This window comes from Allosalinactinospora lopnorensis (genome assembly GCF_000981225.1).
GTDB classification, from domain to species: domain Bacteria; phylum Actinomycetota; class Actinomycetes; order Streptosporangiales; family Streptosporangiaceae; genus Allosalinactinospora; species Allosalinactinospora lopnorensis.
The window spans coordinates 82,446-97,041 of the sequence record NZ_LAJC01000013.1 but is presented as its reverse complement, the minus strand read 5'-3'; the positions used below and the strand labels follow the sequence as shown (position 1 = coordinate 97,041).

Here is a 14,596-nt window from a genome sequence, read left to right as displayed (position 1 = left end):
ACCGTGTGGGGTCAGGTTCAAAGCCCGTCAACCGAGGATGGAACCGTCGCCGGCGCCCGGGGCCGCATAGAGCCACTCCACCTCCAGGTCGACGACCGCGATGCTCGCTGTGGGGAACGACGTGAGGCTTCCGTTCCCAGTGAAGAGCGACGCGAGCTGGGCCATCGCCGGATTGTGCCCGACCACCATGAGCGTGCCGACCTCTGGATCGGTCATCTGGACCAGATCGAGGATCGTGTCCGGGTCGGCTCCGTAGGCGGATTCCTCGAAGTCCACTGTCGGTTCGACCGGCAGGTTGGCCATGGCAAGCTCAAGGGTCTGGCGGGTACGCAGGGACGTGGAGCAGATGACGTGGTCGGGAACGATCCCCGTCTCCGCCAGCCTGTTGCCCACGGCCTCCGCCTGCTTGCGCCCCTTGCCGGTGAGTGCCCGCTCGTGGTCGGCGCCGGCGTAGTCCTGCTCGGCCTTCGCATGGCGCAGGATGATCAGCTTCTTGATCATGGCGACAGCACCGTTGCGACGACAGCGATCAGCACCATGAAACCGACCATGATCCCCACGATCATGGCGAGCCCCTTCATCCCGGTCAACGGCTGACACTCCCTCCATACGCCGTGTCCGCGATCCCAGCCTATGGTGTCCGCGCACTCACCGGCCGCCAGGAGGCCCCCGGAATGGCGCACACAGTGAAGCCGCCCGGTTCCCCTCGCGGGGATCCGGGCGGCCGTTCATCAGGCGCCGCTCCGCGGCCGGTGATCAGTCCTTCGATCCGCCGTCAGAGGCGCGTGCCTGCTCCTTGTGTTCGCTGCCGCCCTCTTCCTCTCCATCGAGCGAGGAGGCCACCGGGTCGGCCTTCTCCGACGGCGCGCCCACTGCCGGGCTCTCCCCGTCGCCCGCGGACCCACTCCGCGTGGGCTCCTGGCGGGCGCTCCGCTTGGACCAGAGGACGGCGCCGACGATCGCGCCGACCGCCACGGCGGCGACTCCCGCACGCAGTGCGATGTTGTCCGCGTAGACCACCACGCTCGGCGCAATGAGCAGCGCGACCAGGTTCATCACCTTGAGCAGCGGGTTGATGGCCGGACCCGCGGTGTCCTTGAACGGGTCGCCCACCGTGTCTCCGATGACCGTGGCTTCGTGCGCCTCGGAGCCCTTGCCGCCGTGATGCCCGTCCTCGACCAGCTTCTTGGCGTTGTCCCAGGCACCACCGGAGTTCGCGAGGAACACCGCCATCAGGCACCGGCGGTGATCGCGCCGCCGAGGAATGCGCCCAGCGGCGCGTACCCGAGCGCGAAGCCCACCGCAATGGGGCCCATGACGGCCAGCAGACCCGGGGTCACCAGCTCACGCAGCGAGTCGCGGGTGCAGATGTCCACGACCCTGGCATAGTCCGGCTTCTCCGTGCCGTCCATGATCCCCGGCCGGGTTCGGAACTGCTCGCGAACCTCGAGCACCACCTGTCCGGCCGCACGGCCGACCGCCATGATGGCGACACCGGAGAACATGAAGACCACCGACGCACCGATGATGACGCCCACGAGGACGTTCGGCTGGTCGATGGACAGGCTGAACGTGTCGGCGGCTCCGCCGAGCGCTGTCTCCACCGATGTGCGGAAGGCACCGAACAGCGCGGTCGCCGCCAGTACGGCCGTGGCGATCGCGATGCCCTTGGTGATGGCCTTCGTCGTGTTGCCAACGGCGTCGAGGCTCGTCAGAACATCCGCGCCCCTGCCTTCCACCTCACCGGACATCTCCGCGATGCCCTGGGCGTTGTCGGCGACCGGGCCGAAGGTGTCCATGGCCACGATGACACCGACCGTGGTGAGCAGGCCGGTTCCGGCCAAGGCGACCGCGAACAGGCTGATCGTGATGGACGCGCCACCGATCAGGAAGGCCGCGTACACCGCTCCAGCGATGAGCAGGGCGGAGTAGACGGCCGACTCCAGGCCGACCGAGACGCCAGACAGGATGACGGTCGCCGCGCCCGTTTCGGAGCTCTGTCCGATGTCCTTGACCGGGCGCCGGTCGGTCGCGGTGAAGTGACCGGTCAGCAACTGGATGGCGGCGGCGAGGACGAGTCCGATGAGGACCGCGCCGACCGCGATGAGCTGCGGGTTGCCGTCCAGGGCGGCGATGTCGTCGCTGACACCGTTCAGCTCGGCGAAACTGCTCGGCAGGTAGACGAACGTGGTTCCCGCGACGAGCACCGCGGAGATGACCGCCGAGATGAAGAACCCGCGGTTGATCGCTGACATCGCCGTCTTGTCACCGGCCCGCGGGGCGACGATGAAGATGCCGATGATGGCGGTGATCACACCGAGCATGGGCACCAGCAGCGGGAAGACGAGGCCTTCCACACCGAACGCCACCCGGCCGAGGATCAGCGAGGCGACCAGCACCACCGCGTAGGACTCGAACAGGTCGGCGGCCATACCGGCGCAGTCGCCTACGTTGTCGCCTACGTTGTCGGCGATGGTCGCGGCGTTGCGGGGATCGTCCTCCGGGATACCCTGCTCGACCTTGCCGACCAGGTCGGCACCGACGTCGGCGGCTTTAGTGAAGATGCCGCCGCCGACACGCATGAACATGGCGAGCAGCGCCGCACCGAACCCGAATCCTTCGAGCACGATCGGGGCATCGCTCTGGTACACGAGCACGACGATCGCCGCACCCAGGAGTCCCAGCCCGACGGTGAACATCCCGGCGACGCCGCCCGTGCGGAAAGCGATCCGCATTGCGGTCCGCTCCCCGTCCTCCCCGCCTTCGCGGGCGGCCGCGGCGACGCGGACATTCCCGCGCACAGCGAGCCACATACCGAGGAAACCGGTCAGAGCGGAGAAGAGCGCGCCCAGCGCGAAGAATCCTGACCGCCCGAAACGGACCGCTTCACTGTCCGCCGGTAGCAGCAGCAGAAGAAACGGGATAACGATAACGAAAATGATCAGGGTGCGGAATTGGCGTTTGAGATACGCGGCCGCACCCTCCTGAACCGCGAGCGCGATGTTTTGCATCCGCTCTGTGCCCTGGCCTGCGGCGAGCACTTCACGAACCAGCCAACCGGCGACGGCGAGCGCCAGCAGCGCCACCACCAAGACCGCCAAGACCAGCGTGAAGTTCATGCCTTCCAGGGCGAGAGCCGGGCCGCTTTCAACGGCGAGGCTGTGCCCAGACAAACCGTCCTCCTTGCGACGAGCGTGTTCCGGCCCCGCGCTTGGCCGTACCGCCGTCCGGAGTGGGCGCACACAGGTGGCCCGACGGCACGCGTAGCAGGGTCAGTAGCAGGGTCGTTCGACTGCCACCACTAGCTATTGGGCTCATCGGTCCCACTGGTTTCAGCAGGCACGATGTTCCGGGATTCTACGCACCGCCGTCGCGAAAAGTGAGGGGAGGGCCACAACTTCCATGGGATCACTGAGATATGTGATCACACGGTGACCCCGAAAGCATGAAATTTCTTATTATTCCGGATTAAATTCTTATTCTTCTCAAAACACCATTAATGGGGCATTAAGGATAAAAGTTGCAGACGGCCACGGAACGGTATTCGGCGCTCGCCGCAAGACAGGGACTGACCTGGACGGGGACCACCCAGGGGCCGAAGGGAGCCGACAGGCTCCAGGAGAGCAGCCGGGGTGAGGCCCTGCCACCGGTTCGCGTCTGATGTGACCTACCGCACGCCTCACTCGGCCCGCTGGCCGCCGCGGCGGAGTCGCAGCGCCGCGGTGTCGATCGCCGGTTCATCCCCGCGTTCCAACCGCTCGGCGACCGCTCTACCGTACCGGGCCGCGCCGAGGGCATCGACACCATCGGGGGCCTGCGGGCCGTAGTCGGCCACGCGGTCGGCCCCCCGGCGCAACAGCCGCGCCGCGCCGACCGAGTTGCCCCGCTGCGCGTGCGTGAGACCGACCGCGAGCTGGGCGAGGCCGCGCCACAGTTCCCTGTCGGCCTCCGGAGCGCTCTTCCAGACGGCCTCCAGGACCTCGTGCGCGTGGAAGGCATACCCCTCGTCCAGCAGCCGCTGGGCTTCGTCGAGTCCTTCCTCGGCGGTGAAGACCGCGTCGGCGGGGATGCGCGGGATCCCCTGCGGGGATCCGTACGGCAGCGGACGCCCGTAGCGGTCCCGGGGGCGCTGGTTCTCGGCGCGCCCCTCGGGATCGCGGTCGCGGTCGCCGGTTCGCCCCATCGTGCTCATGCTCTGTACGTCCCTCCTAGGACCGGCACCGACACGTTGCCGCCCACGGTATGCCCTCTACATCTCGGGCTCGGTGTCGTGGAGCCAGCCCAGCAGGACCTCGTTCACCCGGTCGGACTGCTCCTGGTGCGGGAAGTGCCCGGCGCCCTCGATCATCCGCCAACGGTAGGGGGCGTCGACATAGCGCCCGGACCCCTGAGCCGTGCGTGGCAGCAGGAAAGGTCCATGGCGCCGTGGACCTGCAGGACCGGAACACCGATGGGTTTACGCATCCGACGCAGGTAGCGCCGGCCGTCGGGGCGCACCTGCGACCGGAACAGCCAGCGGTAGCCTTCGAGCGAGCAGTGGGCGACACCGGGGATCTGGAAGGCGTCCCGGATGCGGCGCTCGGTGGTCGGATCCGGCCAGCCCGGGCGCGACCAGGCGCGCAGCATCCGTGCGATCAGCTCGGCGTCGTCGGCCAGGAGCCGGCGCTCGGGGAGCATGGGCAACTGGAACCCGAAGAACGGGCGCCCGGCCCAGTTCTGGCCGGGTGTCAGCATCGAGCCGCGCAACCGCAGGGGATGCGCCATGGACAGCACTGAGAGGCGCCGTACCGACTTCGGGAAGTAGGCCGCTATGGTCCAGCCGAGCAGTCCCCCCATCGAATGCCCGATCACGACGGCGTTGGCCTCACCGAGCGCGCGTATCAGCCCGGCGGCGTCGGATGCCAGCGTGATGAGGTCGTAACCGCGCGGAGGCTTGTCGCTCGCCCCGTGCCCCCGCAGATCGACCGCAACCGCCCTGTACCCGGCCCGGGCGAGCGCCGTCAGCTGGTCCCGCCAGGACCACCAGAACTGCGGGAAGCCGTGCAGCAGCAGCACCAGCGGGCCGTCGCCGGCCTCGACCACATGGAACCGGGTTCCGGCGGCGCTCACCGTCCGATGCTCCCACGGCCCGTCGATCAGGACGGCCGATTCCTCAGGCATGTGTCACCGGGCCGTCGTGGACGCTGTTCTCAGATTTCGGCGGGGTGCTCACGGCGCAGCACCGCCGCGGTCGTGGACATGGTCGAACTGGTCATAGGCAGCCCTTGGAGCCGCTTGAAGGAGCGCGTTCCGATGAACGCCAGGAGCCCGGCCATCAGCAGGTAGAACACCGTAACGATGAGGAAGGAGAGCCAGACGGCGAGTCCCAGGCTCCACAGAGCGAGGCCGATGGTGACAGACCCCAGGATCAGGACCATGTGCCCCAGGACCGCGGCGGCGATCAGCATCGCCGAGCCCTTGGCGACCTGGCGGGCATCCCTTGCGAGCTCCAGTTTCGCGAGCTCCAGCTCCAGGCGCACCAACCGGGAAATGTTCCCGCTCGCCTCGGAGACGAGCTCGCCCAAAGAACGCTCGGCGGCGTTGAACTCCTCAGCTTGCCGGCCCCCCGACTCGGTCTCGGGCATCGAGGCGGCTCCCTTCACTCGGAGGAACGTCTCCCGCATCCTTGCACATATCCCATTCTCACCTCGTCCCCCGGCACACGGGCGTTCCCGAGCACCCGGCGCCCCGATACGGGAAAGCGCTCCCGGCCTGGTGCCGGGAGCGCTGGTCAGGAGGCCGATGCTACGGTCACTCCTCGCTCTTGGCGTCGGGCAGCTTCTCGGCGATCACGTGCATCACCGAGGAGTCGGTGAGCGTGGACACGTCGCCGAGGTCGCGGTTCTCCGCGACATCACGCAGCAGCCGGCGCATGATCTTGCCGGAGCGGGTCTTCGGAAGCTCCGGCACCACCATGATCTGGCGCGGCTTGGCGATCGGGCCGAGCGACGCCGCCACGTGGTCACGCAGCTCCTTGACGAACGCGTCACCGCCCTCGCCCACCTCACCGCGCAGGATCACGAACGCCACGATCGCCTGCCCCGTCATGGGATCGGTGGCCCCCACGACCGCGGACTCGGCGACGCTGGGATGCGAGACGAGGGCGGACTCCACCTCGGTCGTGGAGATGTTGTGCCCCGAGACGAGCATGACGTCATCGACCCGGCCGAGCAGCCAGATGTCGCCGTCCTCGTCGCGTTTGGCACCGTCGCCGGGGAAGTACAGGCCCTCGAAGCGCGACCAGTAGGTCCTCTCGTAGCGCTCCGGGTCGCCCCAGATGCCGCGGAGCATCGCCGGCCAGGGCTCGCGGATGACGATGAAGCCGCCTCCGCCATTGGGCACGGATTTGGCCTCGTCGTCGACCACATCGGCGACGACCCCCGGAAGCGGCTGCATCGCGGCGCCCGGCTTGCCCGAGGAGACACCGGCAGGGGGGAGACCATGATGGCGCCGGTCTCGGTCTGCCACCAGGTGTCCACGACCGGCGTGCGCTCGCCGCCGATGTTCTTCCGGTACCACATGTACGCCTCGGGGTTGATCGGTTCCCCCACCGTGCCGAGCACCCGCAGGCTGGACATGTCGTACTGAGCGGGGATGTCATCGCCCCACTTCATGAAGGTGCGGATCGCCGTGGGCGCCGTGTAGAGGATGGAGACCCGGTACTTCTGCACGATCTCCCAGAAGCGCCCTTTGTGCGGGGTGTCAGGCGTTCCCTCGTACATCACCGAGGTGGCCCCGTTGGAGAGCGGGCCGTAGACGATGTAGGAGTGGCCGGTCACCCAGCCGATGTCGGCCGCGGTCCAGTAGACGTCCGCCTCGGCTTTGAGGTCGAACACCGCCCAGTGCGTGTACGACACCTGTGTGAGGTAACCACCCGTTGTGTGCAGGATGCCCTTGGGTTTGGCGGTCGTCCCGCTGGTGTACATGATGTACAGCGGGTGCTCGGAGTCGTGCGCCGGCGCCTCGTGCTCCGTGCTCTGGCGGTCGACGATGTCGTGCCACCAGACGTCGCGCCCCTCGTGGAAGTCGACGTCCTGACCGGTGCGGCGCACCACGAGGACGTGCTCGACGGCGGGCCTGCCCTTGACCGCCTCGTCGACAGCGGGCTTCAGGCTGCTGGGATTGCCGCGCCGGTAGCCGCCGTCGGCGGTGATGACGAGCTTGGCCTCGCTGTCGTCCAGCCGGGTGCCGAGCGCCTCGACCGAGAACCCGCCGAACACGACCATGTGGACGGCGCCGATACGGGCGCAGGCCAGCATCGCGACGACGGTCTCGGGGATCATCGGCATGTAAATGGCGACCCGGTCGCCCTTGGCCACACCGAGTTCCAGCAGGGCGTTCGACGCCTGGCAGACCATGTCCTTGAGCTGGGAATAGGTAATGGTTCGGGTGTCGCCGGGCTCCCCTTCCCAGTGGAAGGCCACCCTGTCGCCGCGCCCCGCGTCGACGTGCCGGTCGAGGCAGTTGACGGCTGCGTTGATCTTGCCGCCGGTGAACCACTTGGCGAACGGCGGGTTCCATTCCAGGACGTCGGTCCAGGGCTGGTCCCATTGCAGCCGACGCGCCTGCTCCTCCCAGAAGCCGAGCCGGTCGGCGCCAGCGGCGTCATAGGCGTCGGCTTGCACGTTCGCGTTGGCGGCAAGATCCGCGGGCGGCGGGAACCGCCGCGACTCCTGAAGAAGGTTGGACAGTGTTTCGTGCCCCTGCTCCCGGGGAGTCTCAGCCACTGTGATGCTCCTTACTATCTGCGATTCCGTTCAACAAAACATCTAGTTCGAAGACACTCCATCAACCAGGTGGTGGAGGTCACAAGAGGACGTGCAAGGCCAGTCCAGCGGTTACCGCCGCGTAGGGTCTAGCGGTGTGAGTGCAATATCAGCCGATCCCCTGCGGCGGATCGCAGAACTACCCGGTGTCGACGAGGCCGTGCGGGAGACGCGGGCTGTCGTCGATCGTCTTCTCGGCCATCGTGTCCTGCGGCGACGCAGCAGTGACGTCTCCTTGGAAGCTGCGTTGCGCGGCGCCCGCGCCTCGGCTGCTCTGGAGGGGGCGGACGCCCCGCTGGAGCAGGTACGCGCGGGAGAGAGCACGGACCCCCGGATCAAGGGCGCACTCCGTATTACGGGCGAGCTCGGAGTACTTATCGACACCTGGCCGAAGGCGCCCCGCCAGGCCCTGGCCCGATTGCACATGTTGGCCGCGACCGACGCCGTGCCCTCCACCGCTCTTGGCCGCCCCCGCGCGGACGGCGAGCAGGTCGAGGACCCGATGGGGCTGGGGACCGCACCGCGTCCCGCCCAGGTGGCCGCGCGGTTGGACGCGCTGAACGTCCTCCTCACGTCCAGGAGTTCGGTCCCGGCGCTGGTGCTGAGCGCGATCGTGCACGGCGAACTGATGGCGCTGCGCCCGTTCGGCTGGGGCGACGGGATCGTTGCGCGTGCGGCCGAACGGCTGACGCTGACCGATCGCGGACTCGATCCGAAGGCGCTGGTTCCCGTGGAGCTGGGGCACGAGGAACTACGCGAGCAGTACGCCCCCGTGCTGCGCGGATACCTCACCGGCTCCCCGGAGGGGGTGGGAGAATGGGCCGTGTACTGCTGCCGCGCCGTCGCCGCGGGAGCACGGGACTCGCTCGCGACATGCGAGGCGCTGCAGCGAGGGTGAGTGGAGGAAAGGAAGCGCTCGGCGCAAATCTTTCTACAGCCCGAAGGCGGCTGTCCACCGCGGCCGGGCCGCCCTCCACTGACATCACATGTCGGTTGCATTAGGTTCCGAGTAGAGGCCATCAAGACGGAATGGCTCCCGCATTGGCCGGAATGACGAACGGCGCCTCGCCCGACTCCGAGAACCGGTTCAAGCGCCGCCGCCGACACAGACAACTGGACTATCATGCGTGCGAATATATTGTCTGACCAGGCCTTCACCTGATCTAGACGAGCCTCCCGCGGCTTGGTGACGCGTGGGTATCCAGCTACCATGTCCAGTGGGTTCCTCCCACCTGATACTTCCCTTTGTACGCCTGATCAGGCGTTTTGAAAAGACTCCCGCAAGGGGCATTCCCGTCCGAACACGCAAATCACCATGGTAACGTTGCGTATTAGATTTGTTACCTCGGCTTGAACGTGTCGTCCACTCACGATGACGGGAACCCCTGTCTCCCGTTTTCGGACGAGCTCCGGGGGAACTGCACGGTGCATTGCACAGGTCTCACGGCCTTTTGCACGCACCTTCTGCATCTGGGTGACGATGCGGTCACCGTCCGCGTTTGACCATAGGGTCCGGCGTAATATCAAAACCTCATCTGGATAACGGAGCCGGCTCTACCCCCCCGGAGCCGGACCGTAAGACGGCCCCCGCTCTCCCCCCGGCGGGGGCCGTCCTCGTTCCTCCCTTTCCTCCCCGCCATTCCCGGCAGCACTCGTCCACAGGCCGTGGATCCGGCTTTCCGGTCCGGCCTTCTCCCGGCGAACGTGGGGGAACGTCTCCACTCCCGGGAGGTCCCATGGACGCCCAGCCCGCACCGCCGCCGCGGCGCCCACTGCTCGTCACCGACGAACCCGCGCTGCTCGACGATCTGCTCCGGCTCGCGGCGGCCGCCACCGTCGAGGTCGCCGTCGCCCACGTCGCCGCGCACGCCGGACGCGAGTGGCCGCGCGCACCACTCGTCGTCGTGGGAACCGACCTTCTCCCCGCCCTGGCCGAGTTGGAACCCGACAGGCGCTCGGACGTCATCGTCGCCGGGCGCGACCTCGCCGATTCGGAGGGCGCCGATCCCGCGTGGAACGCCGCCCTCCGAATCGGCGCTCGGACGATGCTCTCGCTCCCCCGCGACGAAACCCTCATGGCCGAACTCTTCGCCGAGTCCGTGGAGACCCGCACGGTCCGGTCCCGTGTCGTTTCGGTCATCGGCGGCCGGGGCGGCGCCGGCGCGAGCTCCTCGCCATCGCCCTGGCGCTGGCCGGCGAACGGGCCGGCCAGCGGGTGGCCCTGATCGACGCGGACCCGCTCGGTAGCGGGCTCGGCCTGCTCCTTGGGGGCGACCATGCAGGCGGCGCGCGCTGGGGCGACCTCGTGGAACGCCAGGGCCGCATGAGCTGGCCGGCATTGCGCGAAACGCTGCCCGAGATCTCCGGCGTAGCCCTCATTACCTGGGAACACGGTCCGGCCCAGCCTGTTCCGACCGCCGCGATGCGGGCCGTGCTCGCCTCCGCGGCTCGCGGAACCGATCTAGTCGTGGTCGATCTGTCCCGTGGTCTGGACACCGGAGCCGAGGAAGCGCTGCGGCGCACCACCGTGGCACTCCTCACGGTGCCCGCCGATGTCCACGCCGTGATGTCCGCGGCACGGATCGCTCCCCGGTTGTCCGACCGGGTCGCCGACCTCCGGGTCGTCGTCCGAGGCGCGTCTCCGGCCCTGCCGGCCGAGACCGTCGCCCGCGCTCTGGGGCTTCCGCTCTCCGGTGATATCGCCCCCGACCCCGGCCTCAACCGGATCCTGGAGCGGGGCGACATCCCGGCCACACGCCCCAAATCCCCCTTGAGACGGTTCGCCAGCGACTTCGTGGCCGACATCTGTGCGGCCCCTGATGGCATGGAGGCCGACCGATGACCGCCCTTCCTGCGGCCCCCGCGCCCGATCCCGTCCTGCTGGAGGCCGTACGCACCCGCCTGGTACGCGAGGGCTTCGAGGCGACCCCGGCACGGGTGGCGGCGGCGCTGCGCGCTGAGGGCGGCATCCTCGGCGACGCCGAGGTACTGGCGATCGTCCGGCTGCTGCGTGCCGACCTCGCCGGAGCCGGTCCGCTCGATCCGCTGCTCGCCGATCCGAGCGTCACCGACATCCTGGTCAACGGACCCAGTGAAGTGTGGATCGACGACGGATCCGGATTGCGGCGGGTCTCCGGCGTCCACTTCGCCGACGACGGCGCCGTGCGAAGACTCGCCCAGCGGTTGGCCGCGCAGGCCGGCCGGCGGCTGGACGCCGCCGCCCCCTGGGTCGAGGCCCGCCTGCCTACGGGCGCCCGGCTGCACGCCGTGTTGCCGCCCGTGGCGCCTGAGGGGACCTGTGTCTCGCTCAGGCTTGCCCGCCGGTCGGTGTTCACACTCGCCGAACTCGTCGACTCAGGCAGCGTACCGCCACGCGGAGCCCGGTTGCTGCGGGCGCTGATCGAGGCGCGTGCCGCATTCCTGGTCTGCGGAGGAACCGGCACAGGCAAGACGACGCTACTCTCCGGCCTACTCTCCCTGGTCGATCCCGGCGAACGGCTGCTGCTCGTCGAGGACTCCGCGGAGCTCCGTCCCGAGCATCCCCACGTGGTCCGGCTGCAGGCACGCCCGGCCAACATCGAGGGCACGGGTGAGGTGAGCATGCGCCAGCTGGTACGCCAGGCTCTACGCATGCGCCCGGACCGGGTCGTCGTGGGGGAGGCCCGCGGAACCGAAATCGTCGACTTGCTGTGCGCCTTGAACACCGGGCACGAAGGCGGGTGCGGAACAGTGCACGCCAATGCCGCCACGGACCTGCCCGCGCGCGTGGAGGCCCTGGGGTGCGCCGCCGGTCTCAGCCGCGAAGCCGTGCACAGCCAACTCGCCGCCACGCGTGTACTCATCGTGCACCTCGTACGCGACCCCGGCGGCTGCGCCGCGTGGCCGAGATCTGCGCACTGCGCCGCGCCCCTCACGGCCTCGTCCAAGCGGTTCCGGCGGTCGGCTTCCCCGCCACCGGGGAACTCGTGCGGCACGAGGCGCTGCGCGACCTGACCGCGCTGGTAGGCGACGACTGGCTGCGCTCCACGGGCGCGGGCGGCGCGGACCGGCCATGACCGGCCTCATCGACGGGGAAGTGTGGATTTCCGGCCTGGCCGGGTGGCTGCTCGCTCTCGGGTCGGGCGGCTGGGTTCTGACCCGTTCGCTGCCGAGCGCTCCGACGGTACGGCTACGCTCTGCGCTCCCTCCTTCGGACACCCGGTCGAGACACTCCGCCGACGGAAGCCCCGCATCGAAGACAGAGGCGCCACTGCGCCACCGTTGGGATTCCGCGCTGGGGCGGGTTCGGAACCGCCGGCGTCAGGCGGTCGTCGACCTCTGCCGCGTCCTGGCCGCCGAGCTCCGCGCCGGACGCGCCCCCGCCGAGGCGATGCGATCAGCCCTGACCGAACTCGACCCCGCCGTCGTCGCAGAACTCGCGTACGTGGCCGCCGCGGCGCAGGCCGGCGACGATCCCGCTCCGGCTCTGCGCGGTGCCGCCGCCCGGCCGGGAGCCGAAGGACTCGGCTACCTGGCGGCCTGCTGGCAGGTGGCCTCCGGGACCGGATCCGGGCTCGCCGATGTCGTGGACCGGCTGGCCGAAAGCCTGGCGCATGATGAGGCTCACCGCCAGGAGGTCGTCGCCCAGCTCGCCGGTCCTCGGACCACCGCACTCCTACTGAGCCTGCTCCCCGCACTCGGCCTGGCCATGGCCACGGCCATGGGAACCGGTCCTTTGCTGTTCCTGTTCACCACACCCGCGGGTCTCGCCTGCCTGTTGCTGGGGCTGGTCCTCGACGCCCTCGGCCTGTGGTGGACGCACCGGATGGTCGGCGGTGTCCTGGTCACCGTCGACCCCGGACGGCAGAAGACGGCCGCGCTGCGCGCTCCACATCGGCACACGCCCCGCAAGGAGACAGCATGACCCCGCTGGAATCGGCGACCATCGCACTGGGCGGTCTGGCCATCCGGTTGCTGGCCTGCGAGGGACGCTACCCGCATCACCGGCTCGCGGCGCTGTTCCCGGAGGGGAGGTCCGAGCCGCTCCGCCCGCGCCGATGGCGCGGGCATGGGGTGCGTACCGCCGTCTCCTTTCTGCCCGCCCTCGTCCTTGCCCTGCTCCTCGGTCCACTGCTCGGCCTGGTCGCCGGGATTCCGCCGGCTTGCGCGGTCTGGTGGTGGCTGTACCGGCGCGGCACCCGCGATTCCCGGGTCGACCGCTCACGCGCGGCTGTGGGGCTGCCGATCGCCATTGACCTGATGGTCGCGGGGATGCGTGCGGGCGGCACCATGACCGGCGTCCTCTCCGCCGTCACCCCCGCAGTGGGCGGGCCGCTAGGAAGGGAACTGGGCGGGGTGGCGGACCGGCTGCGTCTGGGCGCGGATCCGGCCGCGGCCTGGGGTGGCCTGCACGGCCCTCCGGAACTGGTCGCCGTGGGCCGCGCGCTCGCCCGGGCGGGCGAAACCGGAGCCCCGGTGGCCGACATCCTGGAGCGTCAAGCGGCTGAGGTCCGGCGCCGGACGCGGACCCGTGCGTACGCCGACACGCAGCGCCTTGGGGTGCTCGTGGTCGCGCCCCTTGGCCTGTGCTTCCTCCCGGCTTTCGTCCTCATCGGCGTCGTTCCACTGGCGGCGGGGCTCCTCTCCGGCCTGGAGCTTCCCTGAGGCCCGCCCCGCTGGCGATCGCCGGAAAGGAACTCAGAGGCGGGACTGCTTGACTCCGAGCCTCGGGAGGGCGGTGACAGAGGGGCCTCCGAGCCGAGGAGACGCCCCACCGCCACCTGGCGGCTCGCAGGGGCGAAAGCGGCCTCACCCCGGAGAGCCGAGCCCTACGGGACCCGCACGGGCCCTGGCGGTCACCTCACCGGGCCAGGTACGGACAGTCACGCGTACCTCGGTGTACACGGTGAGCCCGGAGACCTCGCACTCCGTGAGGCGGGCGTTGTTGGCCTCCGCGACCTCTCGCGCCTCGGCGCAGGGGGTTTCCTTCCCGTTGAGGACCTGCCGCGCTCCTGACAGGGCCGCGAGGTCGGCCGCGGTCGCGGCGCGGTGGCGATCGGTACGGACACCGGCCACTACGACGACGGCAGACGCGCTGAACCAGATCAGCATGCAGAGCGTAAGCATCCAGACCGTCCCGGAGCCGGAATCGGAACCGGATGGTCGTCCGTCCGGCCGCAGGCGGCTCCGAGAGACGGGAGGTGCGGCACTGGTTCCCCGGCCCCTCACCTGTCCGGCTCCACCGGGACGGCGGCCTCGCCGGCGACGCGGTAGGGCGCTGCGATTCCCGGTCCGAGTTCGACCGGGGAACTCACCACCACCCGGGCGAGCCCCTCATCTTCGGACAGTTCGGCTTCGGCCTGTTCGGGTGCCACCCTCTCGATCAGTGACAGCACGGCACTGTCCGGCTCGCCGCGAGCCAGCGCCCGCGCGCCGACACGAGCGGCGTCGACGCAGGCGAGATGCGCGGCCGCTGCCTGGACCGCGGCGAGCGCGACCCCCAGGACCACGAGCAGGCTGGGCAGTGCCACGGCGATCTCAGCGGTGGCCGACCCCCGGTCAGCCCGTGATCCGCAGCGCATCGGTGACGATCCGGGTGAGCGTGGCGCGGACTTCGGTACTGGTCAGGATCAGGTACAGCACGGCCGCGAAGGCACATGCCGTCGCCGTCCCGATCGCGTACTCCGCGGTGGACATGCCGTTGTCGCGGGTCCGCGCGACGGGGGCGACGGCGGTTCGGAACCGGGTACGGATGATGGCGGTCGAGAAGACAGGGGACATGACGGCCTCCTTCGGCTGGGACGGGCCGGACA

General features: G+C 69.5%; 11 protein-coding genes and 4 pseudogenes. 6 read left to right on the top strand and 9 right to left on the bottom strand.

What is annotated here, in order from left to right:
* Window positions 1-27: 27 nt before the first annotated feature.
* The 6 genes and pseudogenes from VS93_RS07225 to acs form a co-directional block, all read right to left on the bottom strand.
* Window positions 28-501 (bottom strand): SixA phosphatase family protein, encoded by a 474-nt coding sequence (locus VS93_RS07225; RefSeq protein WP_046469222.1) that lies wholly within the window; start codon window positions 499-501, stop codon window positions 28-30.
* Window positions 502-756: 255 nt separating this feature from the next.
* Window positions 757-3,119, bottom strand: a pseudogene (locus tag VS93_RS07220) (sodium-translocating pyrophosphatase).
* A gap of 560 nt (window positions 3,120-3,679) precedes the next feature.
* On the bottom strand, window positions 3,680-4,192 hold the full coding sequence (locus VS93_RS07215) for a DUF309 domain-containing protein (RefSeq protein ID WP_046469221.1): 513 nt from the start codon (window positions 4,190-4,192) through the stop codon (window positions 3,680-3,682).
* A gap of 57 nt (window positions 4,193-4,249) precedes the next feature.
* A pseudogene (locus VS93_RS07210) lies at window positions 4,250-5,160 on the bottom strand (alpha/beta fold hydrolase).
* Window positions 5,161-5,189: 29 nt separating this feature from the next.
* Window positions 5,190-5,624, bottom strand: coding sequence for a phage holin family protein (locus VS93_RS07205; RefSeq protein WP_046469236.1), 435 nt, complete (start codon window positions 5,622-5,624; stop codon window positions 5,190-5,192).
* Between the two features lie 166 nt (window positions 5,625-5,790).
* A pseudogene (gene acs, locus VS93_RS07200) lies at window positions 5,791-7,766 on the bottom strand (acetate--CoA ligase).
* Window positions 7,767-7,902: 136 nt separating this feature from the next.
* On the opposite strand from acs, the gene VS93_RS07195 reads away from it, so the two are divergent.
* The 6 genes and pseudogenes from VS93_RS07195 (at window position 7,903) to VS93_RS07170 (ending at window position 13,448) form a co-directional block, all read left to right on the top strand.
* A complete protein-coding gene (locus VS93_RS07195) occupies window positions 7,903-8,703 on the top strand; it encodes a Fic family protein (protein WP_046469220.1) in 801 nt (266 codons plus the stop codon).
* Between the two features lie 838 nt (window positions 8,704-9,541).
* Entirely contained in the window at window positions 9,542-10,030 is a 489-nt protein-coding gene (locus VS93_RS32840; protein WP_338022684.1) for a hypothetical protein, read from the top strand.
* A complete protein-coding gene (gene ssd, locus VS93_RS32835) occupies window positions 10,021-10,647 on the top strand; it encodes a septum site-determining protein Ssd (protein ID WP_338022683.1) in 627 nt (208 codons plus the stop codon). The genes VS93_RS32840 and ssd overlap by 10 nt, the downstream gene beginning before the upstream one ends.
* Window positions 10,644-11,860, top strand: a pseudogene (locus VS93_RS07180) (TadA family conjugal transfer-associated ATPase). Before ssd ends, VS93_RS07180 begins: the two are co-directional and overlap by 4 nt.
* On the top strand, window positions 11,857-12,708 hold the full coding sequence (locus tag VS93_RS07175) for a type II secretion system F family protein (protein WP_082126679.1): 852 nt from the start codon (window positions 11,857-11,859) through the stop codon (window positions 12,706-12,708). The pseudogene VS93_RS07180 and the gene VS93_RS07175 overlap by 4 nt, the downstream one beginning before the upstream one ends.
* Entirely contained in the window at window positions 12,705-13,448 is a 744-nt protein-coding gene (locus VS93_RS07170; RefSeq protein ID WP_046469218.1) for a type II secretion system F family protein, read from the top strand. Before VS93_RS07175 ends, VS93_RS07170 begins: the two co-directional genes overlap by 4 nt.
* 144 nt (window positions 13,449-13,592) lie before the next feature.
* Here the strand turns inward: VS93_RS07170 and VS93_RS07165 are convergent, their stop codons facing one another.
* From VS93_RS07165 to VS93_RS07155, 3 genes are read right to left on the bottom strand one after another with little or no spacing between them, the layout of a single operon-like run.
* Entirely contained in the window at window positions 13,593-13,964 is a 372-nt protein-coding gene (locus VS93_RS07165) for an Rv3654c family TadE-like protein (RefSeq protein WP_052745576.1), read from the bottom strand.
* A 44-nt stretch (window positions 13,965-14,008) separates the two neighbouring features.
* Window positions 14,009-14,314: a TadE family type IV pilus minor pilin gene (locus VS93_RS07160; protein ID WP_236700387.1), complete on the bottom strand. Its 306-nt coding sequence runs from the start codon at window positions 14,312-14,314 to the stop codon at window positions 14,009-14,011.
* A gap of 28 nt (window positions 14,315-14,342) precedes the next feature.
* Window positions 14,343-14,564: a DUF4244 domain-containing protein gene (locus VS93_RS07155; protein WP_046469215.1), complete on the bottom strand. Its 222-nt coding sequence runs from the start codon at window positions 14,562-14,564 to the stop codon at window positions 14,343-14,345.
* Window positions 14,565-14,596 lie beyond the last annotated feature (32 nt).

Excerpts from the sequence above, each read along its gene's own strand:
- VS93_RS07205 (WP_046469236.1), bottom strand. The coding sequence starts at position 5,624 with ATGCCCGAGACCGAGTCGGGGGGCCGGCAAGCTGAGGAGTTCAACGCC.
- VS93_RS07215 (WP_046469221.1), bottom strand. The coding sequence starts at position 4,192 with ATGAGCACGATGGGGCGAACCGGCGACCGCGACCGCGATCCCGAGGGG.
- VS93_RS32840 (WP_338022684.1), top strand. The coding sequence starts at position 9,542 with ATGGACGCCCAGCCCGCACCGCCGCCGCGGCGCCCACTGCTCGTCACC.
- VS93_RS07155 (WP_046469215.1), bottom strand. The coding sequence starts at position 14,564 with ATGTCCCCTGTCTTCTCGACCGCCATCATCCGTACCCGGTTCCGAACC.
- VS93_RS07225 (WP_046469222.1), bottom strand. The coding sequence starts at position 501 with ATGATCAAGAAGCTGATCATCCTGCGCCATGCGAAGGCCGAGCAGGAC.
- VS93_RS07170 (WP_046469218.1), top strand. The coding sequence starts at position 12,705 with ATGACCCCGCTGGAATCGGCGACCATCGCACTGGGCGGTCTGGCCATC.
- VS93_RS07175 (WP_082126679.1), top strand. The coding sequence starts at position 11,857 with ATGACCGGCCTCATCGACGGGGAAGTGTGGATTTCCGGCCTGGCCGGG.